16 protein-coding genes and 1 riboswitch are annotated in these 15,275 nt (G+C 57.0%); of the genes, 8 read left to right on the top strand and 8 right to left on the bottom strand.

Features of this window, described 5'->3' with window-relative positions; all coding sequences use genetic code 11:
• From thiS to GY169_RS22200, 5 genes are all read right to left on the bottom strand, one after another.
• Window positions 1–201, bottom strand: coding sequence for a sulfur carrier protein ThiS (gene thiS / locus GY169_RS22220; protein ID WP_001166833.1), 201 nt, complete (start codon window positions 199–201; stop codon window positions 1–3).
• A complete protein-coding gene (gene thiF, locus GY169_RS22215) occupies window positions 182–940 on the bottom strand; it encodes a thiazole biosynthesis adenylyltransferase ThiF (protein WP_167577146.1) in 759 nt (252 codons plus the stop codon). Before thiF ends, thiS begins: the two co-directional genes overlap by 20 nt.
• A complete protein-coding gene (gene thiE, locus GY169_RS22210; RefSeq protein WP_023216633.1) occupies window positions 933–1,568 on the bottom strand; it encodes a thiamine phosphate synthase in 636 nt (211 codons plus the stop codon). Before thiE ends, thiF begins: the two co-directional genes overlap by 8 nt.
• Entirely contained in the window at window positions 1,568–3,466 is a 1,899-nt protein-coding gene (gene thiC, locus GY169_RS22205; RefSeq protein ID WP_167577145.1) for a phosphomethylpyrimidine synthase ThiC, read from the bottom strand. Before thiC ends, thiE begins: the two co-directional genes overlap by 1 nt.
• 86 nt (window positions 3,467–3,552) lie before the next feature.
• Window positions 3,553–3,662: riboswitch (TPP riboswitch) on the bottom strand.
• A 51-nt stretch (window positions 3,663–3,713) separates the two neighbouring features.
• The gene (locus tag GY169_RS22200) at window positions 3,714–4,199 is read right to left on the bottom strand and encodes an Rsd/AlgQ family anti-sigma factor (protein WP_064546558.1); all 486 of its coding nucleotides are present in this window, start codon (window positions 4,197–4,199) and stop codon (window positions 3,714–3,716) included.
• Between the two features lie 97 nt (window positions 4,200–4,296).
• On the opposite strand from GY169_RS22200, the gene nudC reads away from it, so the two are divergent.
• The 6 genes from nudC to GY169_RS22170 all read left to right on the top strand — a co-directional run bounded on the left by nudC (window position 4,297) and on the right by GY169_RS22170 (window position 8,643).
• Entirely contained in the window at window positions 4,297–5,070 is a 774-nt protein-coding gene (gene nudC, locus GY169_RS22195) for an NAD(+) diphosphatase (protein WP_163449382.1), read from the top strand.
• A gap of 40 nt (window positions 5,071–5,110) precedes the next feature.
• Entirely contained in the window at window positions 5,111–6,175 is a 1,065-nt protein-coding gene (hemE, locus tag GY169_RS22190; RefSeq protein ID WP_167577144.1) for a uroporphyrinogen decarboxylase, read from the top strand.
• Window positions 6,175–6,855, top strand: a complete 681-nt coding sequence (nfi, locus tag GY169_RS22185) for a deoxyribonuclease V (protein ID WP_167577143.1) — start codon at window positions 6,175–6,177, stop codon at window positions 6,853–6,855. The genes hemE and nfi overlap by 1 nt, the downstream gene beginning before the upstream one ends.
• Window positions 6,856–6,888: 33 nt before the next feature.
• Window positions 6,889–7,479 (top strand): YjaG family protein, encoded by a 591-nt coding sequence (locus tag GY169_RS22180; RefSeq protein ID WP_065358223.1) that lies wholly within the window; start codon window positions 6,889–6,891, stop codon window positions 7,477–7,479.
• Between the two features lie 186 nt (window positions 7,480–7,665).
• Window positions 7,666–7,938 (top strand): nucleoid-associated protein HU-alpha, encoded by a 273-nt coding sequence (gene hupA, locus GY169_RS22175; protein WP_001044509.1) that lies wholly within the window; start codon window positions 7,666–7,668, stop codon window positions 7,936–7,938.
• Between the two features lie 12 nt (window positions 7,939–7,950).
• Window positions 7,951–8,643 carry a DUF1481 domain-containing protein gene (locus GY169_RS22170; protein WP_163449391.1) on the top strand — a complete coding sequence of 231 codons (693 nt, stop codon included), beginning with the start codon at window positions 7,951–7,953 and terminating at the stop codon, window positions 8,641–8,643.
• Between the two features lie 3 nt (window positions 8,644–8,646).
• Here GY169_RS22170 and zraP read toward each other — a convergent pair whose 3' ends face one another.
• The gene (gene zraP / locus GY169_RS22165) at window positions 8,647–9,081 is read right to left on the bottom strand and encodes a zinc resistance sensor/chaperone ZraP (RefSeq protein WP_167577142.1); all 435 of its coding nucleotides are present in this window, start codon (window positions 9,079–9,081) and stop codon (window positions 8,647–8,649) included.
• 248 nt (window positions 9,082–9,329) lie between these two features.
• Here zraP and zraS point away from each other — a divergent pair, with 248 nt between their 5' ends.
• Together zraS and zraR are read left to right on the top strand one after the other, a co-directional pair.
• A complete protein-coding gene (zraS, locus tag GY169_RS22160; RefSeq protein WP_167577141.1) occupies window positions 9,330–10,709 on the top strand; it encodes a two-component system sensor histidine kinase ZraS in 1,380 nt (459 codons plus the stop codon).
• Window positions 10,706–12,037 carry a sigma-54-dependent response regulator transcription factor ZraR gene (zraR, locus tag GY169_RS22155; protein ID WP_167577140.1) on the top strand — a complete coding sequence of 444 codons (1,332 nt, stop codon included), beginning with the start codon at window positions 10,706–10,708 and terminating at the stop codon, window positions 12,035–12,037. The genes zraS and zraR overlap by 4 nt, the downstream gene beginning before the upstream one ends.
• Here the strand turns inward: zraR and purD are convergent.
• Window positions 12,034–13,323 (bottom strand): phosphoribosylamine--glycine ligase, encoded by a 1,290-nt coding sequence (gene purD / locus GY169_RS22150; RefSeq protein ID WP_167577139.1) that lies wholly within the window; start codon window positions 13,321–13,323, stop codon window positions 12,034–12,036. The genes zraR and purD overlap by 4 nt on opposite strands.
• Window positions 13,324–13,338: 15 nt before the next feature.
• On the bottom strand, window positions 13,339–14,928 hold the full coding sequence (gene purH / locus GY169_RS22145; protein ID WP_167577138.1) for a bifunctional phosphoribosylaminoimidazolecarboxamide formyltransferase/IMP cyclohydrolase: 1,590 nt from the start codon (window positions 14,926–14,928) through the stop codon (window positions 13,339–13,341).
• Between the last annotated feature and the right edge of the window lie 347 nt (window positions 14,929–15,275).

Genomic DNA, 15,275 nt, shown 5'->3' with positions numbered 1-15,275 from the left:
TCAACCCCCTGCAATAACCTGAAAAAGCAGGATCTGGTCGCCTTCCTGCACGATTTGCTGTTCCCACTGCTCGCGCGGCAGGATCTGCTGATTGAGCGCCAACGCTGCGCCCGGTTTGAGCTGGTTGAGCTGGATAAGCAGCCCGCTGACGGTTTGCCCTGCGGCGCACTGCATCGGCTCATCATTGAATTGAATTTGCATGCTGCCCTCCGCATACCGGACAGCCGCTGGCGCGACGCAGCGCCAGGCTGCGCCACTGGCTGGTTTTACCGTCAAAGAGGCGTAGCTCTCCGCTGGGCGTCTCAATACCGCTGAGTAATTTAATCGCCTCCAGCGCCTGCAAGGTGCCCATCACGCCAACAACCGGTCCGACGATACCGGCGGTACGGCAGTTGCGTTCAGGCTCGACATCGTCCGGCCACAGGCAGCGGTAACAGCCTTGTTCCCACGGTGGCGTGAGGACCATTAGCTGGCCGCCAAAGCCGACGGCGCTGGCGGAAATTAACGGAGTGTTGAGCGCCACGCAGGCGGCGTTAATTTCCTGGCGCGTGGCCATGTTATCGGTACAATCGAGCACCACATCTGCGTGTGCTACCGCATGCCGCAGTGCCTCGCCTTTTAGTCGCTGCTGGAGTGATACCAGTTCGATATCCGGGTTGAGCTGTGTCAGGCGCTGCTGGGCAACCTGAGATTTTGAACGCGCGATATCATCGGTGGTAAATAGAATCTGGCGCTGCAAATTGCTCAGATGAATGTCGTCATCGTCTACCAGCGTCAGTTTGCCGATGCCTGCTCCCGCCAGATACAGCGCGGCAGGCGAGCCTAACCCGCCTAAACCCACGATCAGCACATGACTCGCGAGCAGCTTTTGCTGGCCTTCAATGGCGATATCGCCGAGCAGGATTTGCCGGCTGTAGCGCATAAAGTCACGGTCATTCATCGCCGACTCCCACGATTGCCAGCAGTTGCGCGGTGGCTTCACGCCAGTCTGCCGCCTGGGTAATGGCGCTAACCACAGCCACGCTGCCGACGCCGGTCGTCAGTACCGCCGGAGCGCGTTCAAGGCTGATGCCGCCGATCGCGACGGTCGGGTAATCCGCCAGTCGTTCAATATGACTGGCCAACTGCGCCAGCCCCTGTGGGGCGGAAGGCATCTGCTTGGTTTGCGTCGGGAAGACGTGACCGAGTGCGATATAAGAAGGCTTAGCGGCCAGCGCCACGTCTATCTCCATATCATCGTGGGTCGATACGCCCAGGCGTAAGCCCGCCGCCTGAATCGCTTTCAGGTCGGTGGTTTCAAGGTCTTCCTGGCCCAGATGCACGCCGTAAGCGCGGTGCTTAATTGCCAGACGCCAGTAATCATTGATGAACAGGCGGGCGTCATAACGACGCCCCAGTGCGATGGCGGCGATAACGTCGGCTTCCACCTCTTCATCGCGCTTATCTTTGATACGCAACTGGATCGTGCGTACGCCCGCCTCCAGTAAACGCTCAATCCATGCAACGCTATCCACCACCGGGTAAAGCCCGAGGCGGAACGGCACGGTCGGGAAATCAGGCTGATACATCAGGCTTCCTCCCGCTTGAGATAAATTTCGCCGCCTTTGGCGCGGAAGTTTTCCGACATATCCGCCATCCCCACTTCAATGGTTTGCGCGGCGGCGTAGTCACGTACTTCCTGGCTGATTTTCATCGAGCAGAACTTCGGTCCGCACATGGAACAGAAGTGAGCGACCTTACCGGACTCCTGCGGCAGGGTTTCATCGTGGTAGGCGCGGGCGGTGAACGGGTCGAGCGCGAGGTTAAACTGATCTTCCCAGCGGAATTCGAAGCGCGCTTTCGACATGGCGTTATCGCGGATCTGCGCGCCCGGATGGCCTTTCGCTAAGTCAGCGGCGTGGGCGGCAATCTTGTAGGTAATCAGCCCTTGCTTCACATCTTCTTTGTTCGGCAGGCCGAGGTGCTCTTTCGGCGTCACATAACACAGCATCGCGCAGCCAAACCAGCCGATCATCGCGGCACCGATCCCGGAGGTGAAGTGGTCATAGCCCGGCGCGATATCGGTGGTCAACGGCCCTAAGGTGTAGAACGGCGCTTCGTGGCAGCTCTCCAGCTCTTCGGTCATGTTGCGCTGAATCATATGCATCGGCACGTGGCCCGGGCCTTCAATCATCACCTGCACGTCGTATTCCCAGGCGATTTTGGTCAATTCGCCCAGCGTATGCAGCTCGGAGAACTGCGCTTCGTCGTTGGCGTCCTGAATGGAGCCGGGACGCAGGCCGTCGCCCAGCGACAGGGAAACGTCGTAGGCGGCGCAGATTTCACAAATCTCGCGGAAATGTTCGAACAGGAAGTTCTCTTTGTGATGGGAGAGACACCACTTCGCCATGATGGAACCGCCGCGTGAGACAATCCCGGTCAGGCGTTTGGCGGTCATCGGCACGTAGCGCAGCAGCACGCCCGCGTGAATGGTGAAGTAGTCGACGCCCTGTTCAGCCTGCTCCAGCAGCGTGTCGCGGAACGCTTCCCAGGTAAGGTCTTCGGCGATCCCGTTGACCTTCTCCAGCGCCTGGTAGATCGGGACGGTGCCGATCGGTACCGGGCTGTTACGCAGGATCCATTCGCGGGTTTCGTGGATATAGCGGCCGGTGGAGAGATCCATCACCGTGTCTGCGCCCCAGCGCGTTGACCACACCAGTTTTTCTACCTCTTCTTCGATAGAGGAGGTGACGGCAGAGTTGCCGATGTTCGCGTTAACCTTCACCAGGAAGTTACGACCGATGATCATCGGCTCGGATTCCGGGTGGTTGATGTTGGCAGGGATAATCGCGCGGCCCGCGGCGACTTCATCACGCACGAATTCCGGCGTAATGTTTTCCGGCAGGCGCGCGCCAAAGCTCATCCCCGGATGCTGGTGGCGCAGCACTTCACTGCGAATGCGCTCGCGGCCCATGTTTTCACGGATAGCGATGAACTCCATTTCGGGAGTGACGATCCCCCGGCGGGCGTAGTGTAACTGGGTGACGCGCTTGCCCGCTTTGGCGCGTTTCGGCGTCAGCAGGCCGGTAAAACGCAGATCGTCCAGGCCATCGTCGGCCAGACGTTCTTTGGTGTAAGCCGAGCTACGGTCGTCCAATTCTTCGCTATCGTTACGTGCGTCAATCCACGGCTGGCGCAGTTTCGCCAGACCCTGCTGGACGTTAATCGCCACCTCAGGATCGCCATACGGGCCGGAGGTGTCGTACACCGGCACGGCTTCGTTCTCTTCAAACTGCGGGTTGTCTTTGCTGCCGCCGATGAGCGTCGGGCTTAGTTGAATTTCGCGCATCGGAATGCGGATATCCGGCTGTGAACCGGTGATATAGATGCGTTTTGACTCAGGAAAGGCGGTCCCTTCCAGCGTATTGATAAAGTGTTGCGCCTGGGCGCGTTGTTCGCGGCGTGATGGTTTAGTAGTGACAGACATAGCTCATTCCAAAAAAGTAAGGACGTGGCTTGTCAGACGACGGATGGAGTAATGGATGTGCGCCGCCCGTAAAGGCAGCAGCATAAAGCTGAATTACTCTTGTTCCCTTCGCAGGTCTTAACCTGATCAGGTTCCGCGGATCCCGAATTAACGGTCTCAGCCCGTGCTTGCGCACCAGGCACTCCGACAAGAAGTAACCTCTATCTTAGAGGTAATGATTGTAAACTACTCGTTAATGCGGCAAATCTCAAGCCGGGCGTTTTATTTCATCCTGGCCGAGGGCCTCGAAGGTCAGCATGATGAGCTGATCCTCTAATAGAAAACGGGCTTCCAGCGCTTCACCAATATCGGACAGCGCCTGCTGAAACGCATACACGTTATCCTGGTCGATAGCGTTCTCCAGCGCAGAGTCGTAGTAGTCCATAATTTGTTGGGTATTGGCGTCCAGCAGCGGCCAGATTTTGCTGGCGTTTAAAAGCGGACTGTTGCCTTCCATTTTATGGATAATACGTTCATAAATACTGAAATGACCGGCAGAAAGGTAGTCGACCAGCCGCTGACAAAAGTCATCAAGCGCCTTTTCATTAAGACGCATAAATGATTCTTTGCCAGGCTTAAGGCCAACCAGATTGTAGTAAGCCACGAGCAGGTGCTTACGAATATTCAGCCAACGGTCGACCAGTCTGTGGTGTCCATGAATTCGCTCTTTTAGACTTTCTAACTGGTTTAACATAGGTTGACCCCGCATCGATAAGATTAAAATCTGCTCACGTCATTATGTAATAATAATGTTAACAACATGCCTGTGAAGCAAAGGTAGCGCAAGAGATATGGATCGTATTATTGAAAAATCGGATCGCGGCTGGTGGATCGTCAGCCACGAACAAAAATTATGGTTGCCCGGTGGGGAAATACCAATTGGCGAAGCGGTAAATTTCGATCTTGTGGGCCAGCGCGCACTCCAGATTGGCGAGTGGGAAGGCTCTCCTGTCTGGTTGGTACAGCAGCAACGCCGCCATGATATGGGCACCGTGCGCCAGGTGCTCGACCAGGATGTGGGGCTGTTTCAACTCGCCGGACGCGGCGTACAGCTGGCTGAGTTTTATCGCTCGCATAAGTTCTGCGGCTACTGCGGCCACACCATGCATCCGAGTAAAACCGAGTGGGCGATGCTGTGCAGCCACTGTCGCGAACGTTACTATCCGCAAATTGCCCCTTGCATTATCGTCGCGATCCGCCGTGAGGATTCCATCCTGCTGGCCCAGCATGTTCGCCACCGCAACGGCGTGCATACCGTGCTGGCCGGTTTTGTCGAAGTGGGGGAAACCTTAGAGCAAGCGGTCGCGCGTGAGGTGATGGAAGAGAGCGGCATTAAGGTGAAAAACCTGCGCTATATTACTTCGCAGCCGTGGCCGTTCCCGCAGTCGCTGATGACGGCGTTTATGGCGGAGTACGACAGCGGCGATATCGTCATCGATCCGAAAGAGCTGCTTAACGCTAACTGGTATCGCTATGACGATCTGCCGCTTCTACCGCCGCCGGGCACCGTCGCGCGTCGCCTGATCGAAGATACTGTGGCAATGTGTCGGGCTGATTACGACTGACATGTTACAATAGGCGCATCAACGCTAAAGGAATGTAAAAATGAGCGAACTGAAGAACGATCGTTACCTGCGTGCGCTGCTGCGCCAGCCCGTAGACGTCACCCCGGTATGGATGATGCGCCAGGCAGGCCGCTATTTACCGGAGTACAAAGCGACCCGCGCCCAGGCTGGCGATTTTATGTCGCTGTGCAAAAACGCCGAGCTGGCCTGTGAGGTGACGCTGCAGCCGCTGCGCCGCTATCCGCTCGATGCGGCGATCTTGTTCTCGGATATCCTGACTATTCCCGATGCGATGGGGCTGGGGCTGTACTTCGAAGCCGGAGAAGGCCCGCGTTTTACCTCGCTAATTACGACCAAAGCCGACGTTGAAAAACTGCCGATTCCGGATCCAGAAGGTGAACTGGGCTACGTGATGAATGCGGTGCGGACCATCCGCCGCGAGCTGAAGGGTGAAGTGCCGTTGATCGGTTTCTCCGGCAGCCCGTGGACGCTGGCAACCTACATGGTCGAAGGCGGCAGCAGCAAGGCCTTCACCGTGATTAAAAAGATGATGTATGCCGACCCTAAAGCGCTGCATCTGCTGCTTGATAAGCTGGCGCAGAGCGTCACGCTGTATCTGAACGCGCAGATTAAAGCGGGCGCGCAGTCGGTGATGATTTTCGACACCTGGGGCGGCGTGCTCACTGGCCGCGATTACCAGCAGTTCTCCCTGTACTACATGCATAAAATCGTCGATGGCCTACTGCGTGAGAACGACGGTCGTCGCGTACCGGTAACGCTGTTCACCAAAGGCGGTGGGCAATGGCTGGAAGCAATGGCGGAAACCAGCTGCGATGCGCTGGGTCTCGACTGGACCACCGATATCGCCGATGCGCGTCGTCGCGTGGGCCATAAGGTGGCGCTGCAAGGCAATATGGACCCATCTATGCTCTACGCGCCTGCGGCACGCATTGAGGAAGAAGTGGCGACGATTCTGGCCGGTTTTGGTCAGGGCGAAGGCCATGTCTTCAACCTCGGCCACGGTATTCATCAGGACGTGCCGCCGGAACATGCGGGCGTCTTTGTCGAGGCAGTACACCGTCTGTCGGCGCAGTACCACCGCTAATGGATCTCGCCTCGCTGCGCGCGCAGCAGCTGGAATTGGCTTCATCGGTGATCCGTGACGATCGTTTTATTAGCGATCCGCCGGATCTGATCGGCGGGGCTGACGTAGGCTTTGAGCAGGGCGGTGAAGTAACGCGCGCGGCGATGGTGCTGCTGAAATACCCTACGCTCGAGCTGGTGGAGTATCAGGTGGCGCGCATCGCCACCACCATGCCCTACATCCCGGGTTTCCTCTCGTTTCGTGAAACCCCGGCGCTGATGGCCGCCTGGCAGCAGCTTTCGCACAAGCCGGATCTGCTGTTTGTCGATGGCCACGGTATTTCCCACCCGCGCCGTCTTGGCGTAGCCAGCCATTTTGGTCTGCTGGTGGACGTGCCGACCATCGGCGTGGCGAAAAAACGCCTGTGCGGTAAGTACGAACTGCCTTCTTCAGAGGTGGGCGCGCTGGCGCCGCTGATGGACAAAGACGAACAGCTGGCGTGGGTCTGGCGCAGTAAAGCGCGCTGTAACCCACTGTTTATCTCTACGGGCCATCGCGTCAGTCTGCAGAGCGCTTTGGGTTGGGTACAGCGCTGCACTCAGGGTTATCGCCTGCCGGAACCGACGCGCTGGGCGGATGCGGTGGCATCCGAGCGGCCGGCTTTTACGCGGCTTGCAGCAAAAATGCCCCATATCAGGTAAACTGCCGCTAATTTCCGTATTTGAGAACTCATCATGTTACAAAACCCGATTCATCTGCGTCTGGAGAAGCTGGAAAGCTGGCAGCACGTCACCTTTATGGCCTGTCTGTGTGAACGCATGTACCCAAACTACGCCATGTTCTGCAAAGAGGCGGAATTTGGCGAGCCACAGCTGTACCGACGCATTCTTGACCTCATCTGGGAAACGCTGACGGTCAAAGACGCGAAGGTGAATTTCGACAGCCAGTTGGAAAAGCTGGAAGAGGCGATTCCGGCGGCGGACGATTATGACATGTACGGTGTTTATCCGGCGATCGATGCCTGCGTTGCATTGAGCGAATTAATACATTCGCGTTTGAGCGGCGAAACCCTCGAACATGCGATCGAAGTCAGTAAGAGTTCTATTACCACCGTTGCAATGTTAGAAATGACCCAGGCTGGTCGTGAAATGACCGACGAAGAGCTGCGTTTAAACCCCGCGGTAGAGCAAGAATGGGACATTCAGTGGGAGATTTTCCGCCTTTTAGCCGAGTGTGAAGAACGCGATATTGAACTGATTAAAGGGCTACGCGCAGACCTCCGCGAGGCCGCAGAAAGCAATATTGGTATAATTTTTCAGCAATGAGACAATAAAACGTGATTTACCGCCTGAATTGTCACGCCTGAAGGCTTCACATCTGCCCCCCGTCTGGTCTACATTTGGAGGGCGAAAAAAAGTGGCTATCGGTGCGTGTATGCAGGAGAGTGCTTTTCTGGCATTTTCGTCGCACTCGATGCTTAGCAAGCGATAAACACATTGTAAGGATAACTTATGAACAAGACTCAACTGATTGATGTAATTGCGGACAAGGCTGAACTGTCTAAAACCCAGGCTAAAGCAGCGCTGGAATCCACCCTGGCTGCTATTACTGAGTCTCTGAAAGAAGGCGATGCTGTACAGCTGGTTGGTTTCGGTACCTTCAAAGTGAACCACCGCGCTGAGCGTACTGGCCGCAACCCGCAGACCGGTAAAGAAATCAAAATCGCCGCTGCTAACGTGCCGGCATTTGTTTCTGGTAAAGCACTGAAAGACGCTGTTAAGTAAGACTGCGTGGCAGTGAACAGTTTTAAAGAAGGGGCGGTTTCGCCCCTTTCGTTCATCTGGCGTCGCTTTTCGGGGCTGGCGGGCATCTTATTGCTTACCGCCTGTAGCCATAACAGCGAACTGCCTCCGTTTACCGCCAGCGGCTATGCTGACACCCAGGGCGCGGTGCGCATCTGGCGTAAAGATAGCGGCGGCGAGACACACCTGCTGGCCACCTTTAGTCCGTGGCATAGCGGTAGCACTTCAACCAGCGAATACCGCTGGCAGAACGATCAACTGCAACTGATCGAACTGAATATCTACGGCAAACCCACCGAACACATCCGCGCCCGTTTCGATCGCAATGGCGAACTGAGCTTTATGCAGCGTGAGATGGATGGGCAAAAACAGCAGCTCTCCAGCGACCAGGTCGCGCTTTATCGCTATCGCGCCGAACAGATTCGCCAGACCAGCGATGCGCTGCGTTTGGGGAAAGTTGTGCTGCGACAGGGGCGCTGGCACGCCGATCAGTCGGTAACGACCTGCGAAGGCGAAACGGTGAAACCGGATTTCGACGCCCGCGCGTTAGGGCATATCGCCAGCCGTCAGAGCCGTTCTTCTGCTGAAGTCAGTATCGCCTGGCTGGAAGCCCCGGAAGGCTCCCAGCTGCTGCTGGTGGCGAATGAGGACTACTGCACCTGGCAGCCGACGGAAAAAAACTTCTAAGCGTTACCAGCGGTGCATGCCGCCCATGTGTCCGTTCCCCCCTTGGCAGCCGATTCCCATACCCCCGTGGCGGGGAATGCCGGCCTGTGCCAGGGCGACATCAAACTTCACCCGCTGCTGATCCAGCTTCTGCTGTAACGTCTCTATCTCCTGCGCTACGCCCTCAATTTTCGCGCTGTCTGGCTTATCGGCGGTAAGCAGCGCATTGTATTCATAGCGTTTAGAGGTGAGCTGTTGGCGCAGCGCGCTGGTCTGGTTGTAGAAGTCATTGTGCAGCTTCTGTGCGGTGGCCTGCTGGGCATCAGTTAACTGGCTGTAACCGTCGATGTTGCCGCTGTTATTCCCCCAATGATGCGGGCCAGCCAGCGCGGCGCCGCTAGTGAAGGTCAACGCCGCAAAAGTCAGTAGTGCAAAAGCTAAATTGTTGTTCCGTTTCATGGTGGATTCTCCTGTAGTGTGGTCACCTTAGCTATTGCATCTTCTGTGCCAGCTTCCCGAGCCGCGAAAATCGCGGCGCTGGGCGATATGTGGCGAGAGAAGCGAGTAAAAATGACGCGATCGCGCTATCCAGGCGAGTCATTTTTACTCGCTTTATCTTGATGTCTGCGCCGACTGGCCGGGTTGTGGGCGAGAAAAGCTGGCATGATTTCTGCTGCAGGAAAGCAAAGAGCAAAGAAGGAAACCCCATGGGCTTTATACGATTACAGAAGGATTCGGTCGCGACTTGCCTGAGCTGGTTACTGACTGGCGTGATTCTGCTGTTGGTGTGTTTGTTCTCTGTGCTGATCGTTCGTGACTATGGCCGTGAAAACGCCGCCGCGCAGCAAGCGCTGCACGAAAAGGGGCGCGTGCTGGTGAGCGCGCTGGAGTCTGGTACGCGCGCCGGAATGGGTATGCGTATGCATCACGCTCAGCTTCAGTCCATGCTGGAGGAGATGGCCTGGCAGCCTGGCGTTTTGTGGTTTGCCGTCACCGATGAGCAGGGGAAGGTGATTGCGCATAGCGATCCACAACAGGTGGGGAAAACGCTGTATCAGCCGGACGAGATGCGTGCGCTTCAGGTCAGCGACAAAGAGCGCTGGCGACGTACCGGGACACCGGAACCGGCGCTGGAAATCTATCGCCAGTTTCGCCCTCTGGACGCGACTCGCGGTCACCATATGCGCATGATGATGCGCCGTGACGTTGTCGATACGCCGCAGGTTATCTTTATCGCGTTTGATAGCCGGGAAATGGACGCCGAGCAGGCTCGTGCGCAGCGCAACATGGTGGTTATGCTGTTTGCCGCTCTGTTAGTCATGGTTGCCACATTGCTTGCTCAGTTCTGGTTCCGGCGCTATCAGCGTTCGCGCCGACAACTGCTGGAAGCGACGCATCGCCGGGAGAAACTGGTGGCGCTGGGCCATCTGGCCGCCGGCGTGGCGCATGAAATCCGTAATCCGCTCTCTTCGATTAAAGGTCTGGCGAAATATTTTGCCGAACGTACTCCACCAGGTGGTGAGGCTTACGCGCTGGCGCAGGTAATGGCGAAAGAGGCCGATCGACTGAATAGGGTGGTGAGTGAACTGCTGGAGCTGGTACGTCCGGCGCATTTAAAATGGCAGCCCGTGGATCTCACCGAGGTTATTGCCCATTCGCTTCAGTTGGTGAGTCAGGATGCATCAGGTCGGGATATTCAGCTGCATTTTACCGCCAGGCCGGCGCTACGGCGGATTCAGGCGGACCCAGATCGCCTGAATCAGGTACTGCTAAATCTCTACCTTAACGCTATCCAGGCGATTGGCCGTGATGGGGAGATTACGGTCGCGGTAAACGAGGCAGGAGAGGGAAGCATTAAGCTGAGCGTAACCGACAGCGGTAAAGGGATGACGGAAGAGCAAAAACAGGCCATCTTCACCCCGTATTTCACGACCAAGGCTGACGGTACCGGGCTGGGGCTGGCGGTGGTGCAGAATATCGTTGAGCAGCACGGCGGGACCATTCAGGTTGAGAGTTCACCCGGCAAGGGGGCGACCTTTACCCTCACTCTGCCGGTCAATGGGCAACAGAAGGATGAACAAGGATGATGGCGGAAAAGGTCACGATTCTGGTGGTGGATGACGACATCAGCCACTGCACTATCTTACAGGCGTTACTGCGGGGCTGGGGCTATGAGGTGTCGGTGGCTTATAACGGCCTGCAGGCGCTGGAGCAGGTACGTCAGCAGGTGTTTGACCTGGTGCTTTGCGATATCCGCATGGCGGAGATGGATGGGATTGCCACGCTAAAAGAGATCAAGGCTTGCAACCCGTCGATTCCGGTGCTGATCATGACCGCCTACTCCAGCGTGGGAACGGCGGTGGAGGCGCTAAAATCCGGCGCGCTGGATTACCTGGTGAAGCCGCTTGATTTTGATAGCCTGCAGCAGACGCTGGCTGATGCGCTGGCGCATACCCGGCAATCGGAAGGCGGTCTCACGATGACCCCGGCCGCGACGTTTGGCATGGTGGGCGACAGCCCGGCGATGCAAGCGTTGCTTAACGAGATTGCGCTGGTAGCGCCTTCGGATGCGACCGTCTTAATCCACGGTGAATCGGGGACCGGGAAAGAACTGGTTGCCCGCGCGCTTCACGCCAGCAGCGCGCGCAGCGATAAGCCGCTGGTCACGCTAAACTGTGCGGCGCTCAATGAGTCTCTGCTGGAGTCCGAGCTGTTCGGCCACGAAAAAGGCGCGTTTACCGGCGCGGATAAACGTCGGGAAGGGCGTTTTGTCGAAGCGGATGGCGGCACTTTATTCCTCGATGAAATTGGCGATATTTCGCCGCTGATGCAGGTGCGCCTGCTGCGGGCGATTCAGGAACGTGAGGTGCAGCGTGTGGGCAGCAATCAGACCGTGTCGGTTGATGTGCGGCTGATTGCTGCTACCCATCGAGATTTGGCCGAAGAGGTCAGCGCCGGACGCTTCCGTCAGGATCTCTACTACCGTCTGAACGTGGTCACCATCGAAATGCCGCCGCTGCGTCAGCGTCGTGAAGATATCCCGTCGCTCGCGCACTATTTTCTCCAGCGTTACGGCGAACGTAACCGCAAAACGATACAGGGATTTACCCCACAGGCGATGGATCTGCTAATCCATTACGACTGGCCGGGCAATATTCGCGAGCTGGAAAATGCGGTGGAGCGGGCGGTGGTACTGCTCACGGGAGAGTATATATCCGAGCGCGAGCTACCGCTGGCGATTGTCGGTACGTTGCTGAATGCTTCCTCATCATCCGATGATGTGATTCAACCGCTGGTGGAAGTGGAGAAAGAGGTGATTCTGGCGGCGCTGGAAAAAACGGGCGGCAACAAAACGGAAGCCGCCCGTCAATTGGGCATTACGCGCAAAACGCTGCTGGCTAAACTCAGCCGTTAGTTTTGCTCACGCTCAATGGCGCGCCAGCCGATGTCGTTACGGCTGAAGCTGCCGTCCCAGCGAATGTCGGTCATCAGGGCGTAAGCGCGTTTCTGCGCCTCAGCCACGGTGTGACCCAGCGCGGTCGCGCACAGTACGCGGCCGCCGCTGGTGAGCACACGGTCGTCGTCGGCGAGCTTAGTGCCTGCGTGGAAGACTTTGCCGTCAGTTGAGGATTCCAGCGGCAGGCCGTGGATCTCATCGCCGGTGTTGTAGTTGCCCGGATAACCTCCGGCGGCAATGACCACACCCAGCGAGGCGCGTTCATCCCACTCAGAGGTTTTCTCATCCAGCTTGCCGTCGCAGGCGGCCAGGCACAGATCCACCAGGTCCGACTTCATGCGCAGCATGATCGGCTGGGTTTCCGGATCGCCAAAGCGACAGTTGAACTCGATTACCTTCGGGTTGCCCTGCTTGTCGATCATCAGACCCGCATACAGGAAGCCGGTGTACGTGTTACCTTCCGCCGCCATGCCTTTCACGGTAGGCCAGATGATGCGTTCCATGGTGCGCTGATGCACTTCATCGGTTACCACTGGAGCCGGAGAGTAAGCCCCCATGCCGCCGGTGTTCGGGCCGGTATCGCCGTTGCCTACGCGTTTGTGGTCCTGGCTGGTGGCCATCGGCAGCACGTGCTCGCCGTCGACCATCACGATAAAGCTTGCCTCTTCGCCGTCGAGGAACTCTTCGATGACGATACGATGTCCCGCATCACCAAAAGCGTTACCCGCCAGCATGTCATGAACGGCAGCTTCGGCTTCTTCCAGCGTCATCGCCACGATAACGCCTTTACCGGCAGCCAGACCGTCAGCCTTGATGACGATCGGTGCGCCTTTCTCGCACAGGTAAGCCAGGGCAGGCTCAACCTCGGTAAAGTTCTGATACTCCGCCGTCGGGATATGATGACGGGCGAGGAAATCTTTGGTGAAGGCTTTGGAGCCTTCCAACTGTGCGGCACCTTCGGTTGGGCCAAAGATCTTCAGACCTGCGGCGCGGAACGCATCGACCACGCCAATCACCAGCGGCGCTTCCGGGCCGACGATGGTCAGATCAATCTTCTCGTTCTGGGCAAAGCTCAGCAGCGCCGGAATATCGGTGACGCCGATAGCCACGTTCTGCAACGCGGGCTCCAGCGCGGTACCGGCGTTACCCGGTGCGACAAAAACGGTATCAACCAGCGGGGACTGTGCGGCTTTCCAGGCCAGCGCGTGTTCGCGCCCGCCGTTACCAATGACTAAAACTTTCATCGTCTGCTCCCTGAATTAATGGCGGAAGTGGCGCATGTCGGTGAAGATCATCGCAATGCCGTGTTCGTCGGCGGCGGCAATCACTTCTTCGTCGCGAATCGAACCGCCAGGCTGGATAACGCAGCTCACGCCGACAGCGGCAGCGGCATCAATACCGTCACGGAACGGGAAGAACGCGTCGGAAGCCATGGCTGAGCCTTTCACTTCCAGACCTTCGTCAGCGGCTTTAATGCCAGCGATTTTGGCGGAGTACACGCGGCTCATCTGGCCTGCGCCTATGCCGATAGTCATGTTCTCTTTGGCATACACAATGGCGTTGGATTTCACGAACTTCGCCACTTTCCAGCAGAACAGCGCATCGCGCAGTTCCTGCTCGGTCGGCTGGCGTTTGGAAACCACGCGCAGTTCAGCTTCGCTCACCATACCCAGATCCCTGTCCTGAACCAGCAGACCGCCGTTAACGCGTTTGAAATCCAGGCCCGGAACGCGGCTTGCCCATTGTCCGCAGGTCAGAACACGGACGTTCTGCTTGGCGGCGGTGATTTTCAGCGCTTCTTCGCTTGCGGATGGGGCGATGATCACTTCCACGAACTGACGGGAGATGATGGCCTGCGCGGTTTCGGCATCCAGCTCGCGGTTGAAAGCGATGATGCCGCCGAACGCGGAGGTCGGGTCGGTTTTATAGGCGCGGTCGTAAGCATCGAGAATAGAGGTACTTACCGCCACGCCGCACGGGTTGGCGTGCTTGACGATCACGCAGGCTGGCTCGTTGAACTCTTTTACACACTCCAGCGCTGCGTCGGTATCAGCGATGTTGTTATAAGAGAGTGCTTTGCCCTGAACCTGCTGTGCGGTGGCAACGGATGCTTCTTTCACATTCTCTTCTATATAGAAGGCAGCCTGCTGGTGGCTGTTCTCGCCGTAGCGCATATCCTGCTTCTTAATGAAGTTCAGGTTCATCGTACGCGGGAAGCGACCGGCGGCTTCTTTGCTTTCACCGTGGTAGGCCGGAACCATGCTGCCGAAGTAGTTGGCGATCATGCTGTCGTAGGCGGCGGTGTGTTCGAAGGCTTTAATCGCGAGATCGAAACGGGTGTCGAGGGTCAGAGAGCCTTCGTTGGCATCCATCTCTTTGATAATGGCGTCGTAGTCGCTGCTCTTAACAACGATGGCGACGTCTTTATGGTTCTTAGCAGCAGAGCGCACCATGGTCGGGCCGCCGATATCGATGTTCTCTACTGCATCTTCCAGCAAGCAGCCTTCGCGGGCAACGGTCTCGGCGAACGGATACAGGTTAACGACAACCATATCGATAGGGGCGATGTGGTGCTGTTCCATAATGGCATCGTCCTGGCCGCGACGACCGAGGATGCCGCCGTGTACTTTTGGATGCAGGGTCTTTACGCGTCCATCCATCATTTCCGGGAAGCCGGTGTAATCGGAAACTTCGGTCACTGGCAGACCTTTCTCCGCTAACAGGCGCGCGGTGCCACCCGTTGACAGCAGCTCCACACCGCGTGCGGAAAGTGCCTGAGCGAATTCGATGATACCGGCCTTGTCAGAAACACTGAGCAGAGCGCGGCGGACTGGACGACGTTGTTGCATGGTAAATCCCCTGGATTTGACTATTACAGAGAGCGTTAGGTGAATTCTTGGCTAAAAACTCAGCTAACGCCCCTTATGGGGCATCCTTGTTTTGCGGGGGCATTGTAACGAAAACGTTTGCGCAACGCTCGCGAATTTTTCTCTTTCCCTTAATTCGATAATTTCAGCTTTATAGACGAGGGGTAAAACGAAGTGATGATCGCAAGAGATCCTTATTTTTGTGGATAACTCTGTGTGTAAATGGGTATAAAGCCGGGTTCTGCTGTGGAATGCAGCAGTCAGTCATTTTTCTGCAATTTAAGGGTTGCGGCCCCGAGGAAACTCCCTATAATGCGCCTCCATCGACA

Source organism: Kluyvera genomosp. 3 (assembly GCF_011765685.1).
GTDB lineage: Bacteria > Pseudomonadota > Gammaproteobacteria > Enterobacterales > Enterobacteriaceae > Kluyvera > Kluyvera georgiana_A.
This window is presented reverse-complemented; position numbering and strand designations above follow the sequence as displayed.

Excerpts from the sequence above, each read along its gene's own strand:
- nfi (WP_167577143.1), top strand. The coding sequence starts at position 6,175 with ATGGATCTCGCCTCGCTGCGCGCGCAGCAGCTGGAATTGGCTTCATCG.
- zraP (WP_167577142.1), bottom strand. The coding sequence starts at position 9,081 with ATGAAACGGAACAACAATTTAGCTTTTGCACTACTGACTTTTGCGGCG.
- thiS (WP_001166833.1), bottom strand. The coding sequence starts at position 201 with ATGCAAATTCAATTCAATGATGAGCCGATGCAGTGCGCCGCAGGGCAA.
- GY169_RS22180 (WP_065358223.1), top strand. The coding sequence starts at position 6,889 with ATGTTACAAAACCCGATTCATCTGCGTCTGGAGAAGCTGGAAAGCTGG.
- hemE (WP_167577144.1), top strand. The coding sequence starts at position 5,111 with ATGAGCGAACTGAAGAACGATCGTTACCTGCGTGCGCTGCTGCGCCAG.
- GY169_RS22200 (WP_064546558.1), bottom strand. The coding sequence starts at position 4,199 with ATGTTAAACCAGTTAGAAAGTCTAAAAGAGCGAATTCATGGACACCAC.
- thiE (WP_023216633.1), bottom strand. The coding sequence starts at position 1,568 with ATGTATCAGCCTGATTTCCCGACCGTGCCGTTCCGCCTCGGGCTTTAC.
- zraR (WP_167577140.1), top strand. The coding sequence starts at position 10,706 with ATGATGGCGGAAAAGGTCACGATTCTGGTGGTGGATGACGACATCAGC.
- zraS (WP_167577141.1), top strand. The coding sequence starts at position 9,330 with ATGGGCTTTATACGATTACAGAAGGATTCGGTCGCGACTTGCCTGAGC.
- thiF (WP_167577146.1), bottom strand. The coding sequence starts at position 940 with ATGAATGACCGTGACTTTATGCGCTACAGCCGGCAAATCCTGCTCGGC.
- nudC (WP_163449382.1), top strand. The coding sequence starts at position 4,297 with ATGGATCGTATTATTGAAAAATCGGATCGCGGCTGGTGGATCGTCAGC.
- purD (WP_167577139.1), bottom strand. The coding sequence starts at position 13,323 with ATGAAAGTTTTAGTCATTGGTAACGGCGGGCGCGAACACGCGCTGGCC.
- purH (WP_167577138.1), bottom strand. The coding sequence starts at position 14,928 with ATGCAACAACGTCGTCCAGTCCGCCGCGCTCTGCTCAGTGTTTCTGAC.
- hupA (WP_001044509.1), top strand. The coding sequence starts at position 7,666 with ATGAACAAGACTCAACTGATTGATGTAATTGCGGACAAGGCTGAACTG.
- thiC (WP_167577145.1), bottom strand. The coding sequence starts at position 3,466 with ATGTCTGTCACTACTAAACCATCACGCCGCGAACAACGCGCCCAGGCG.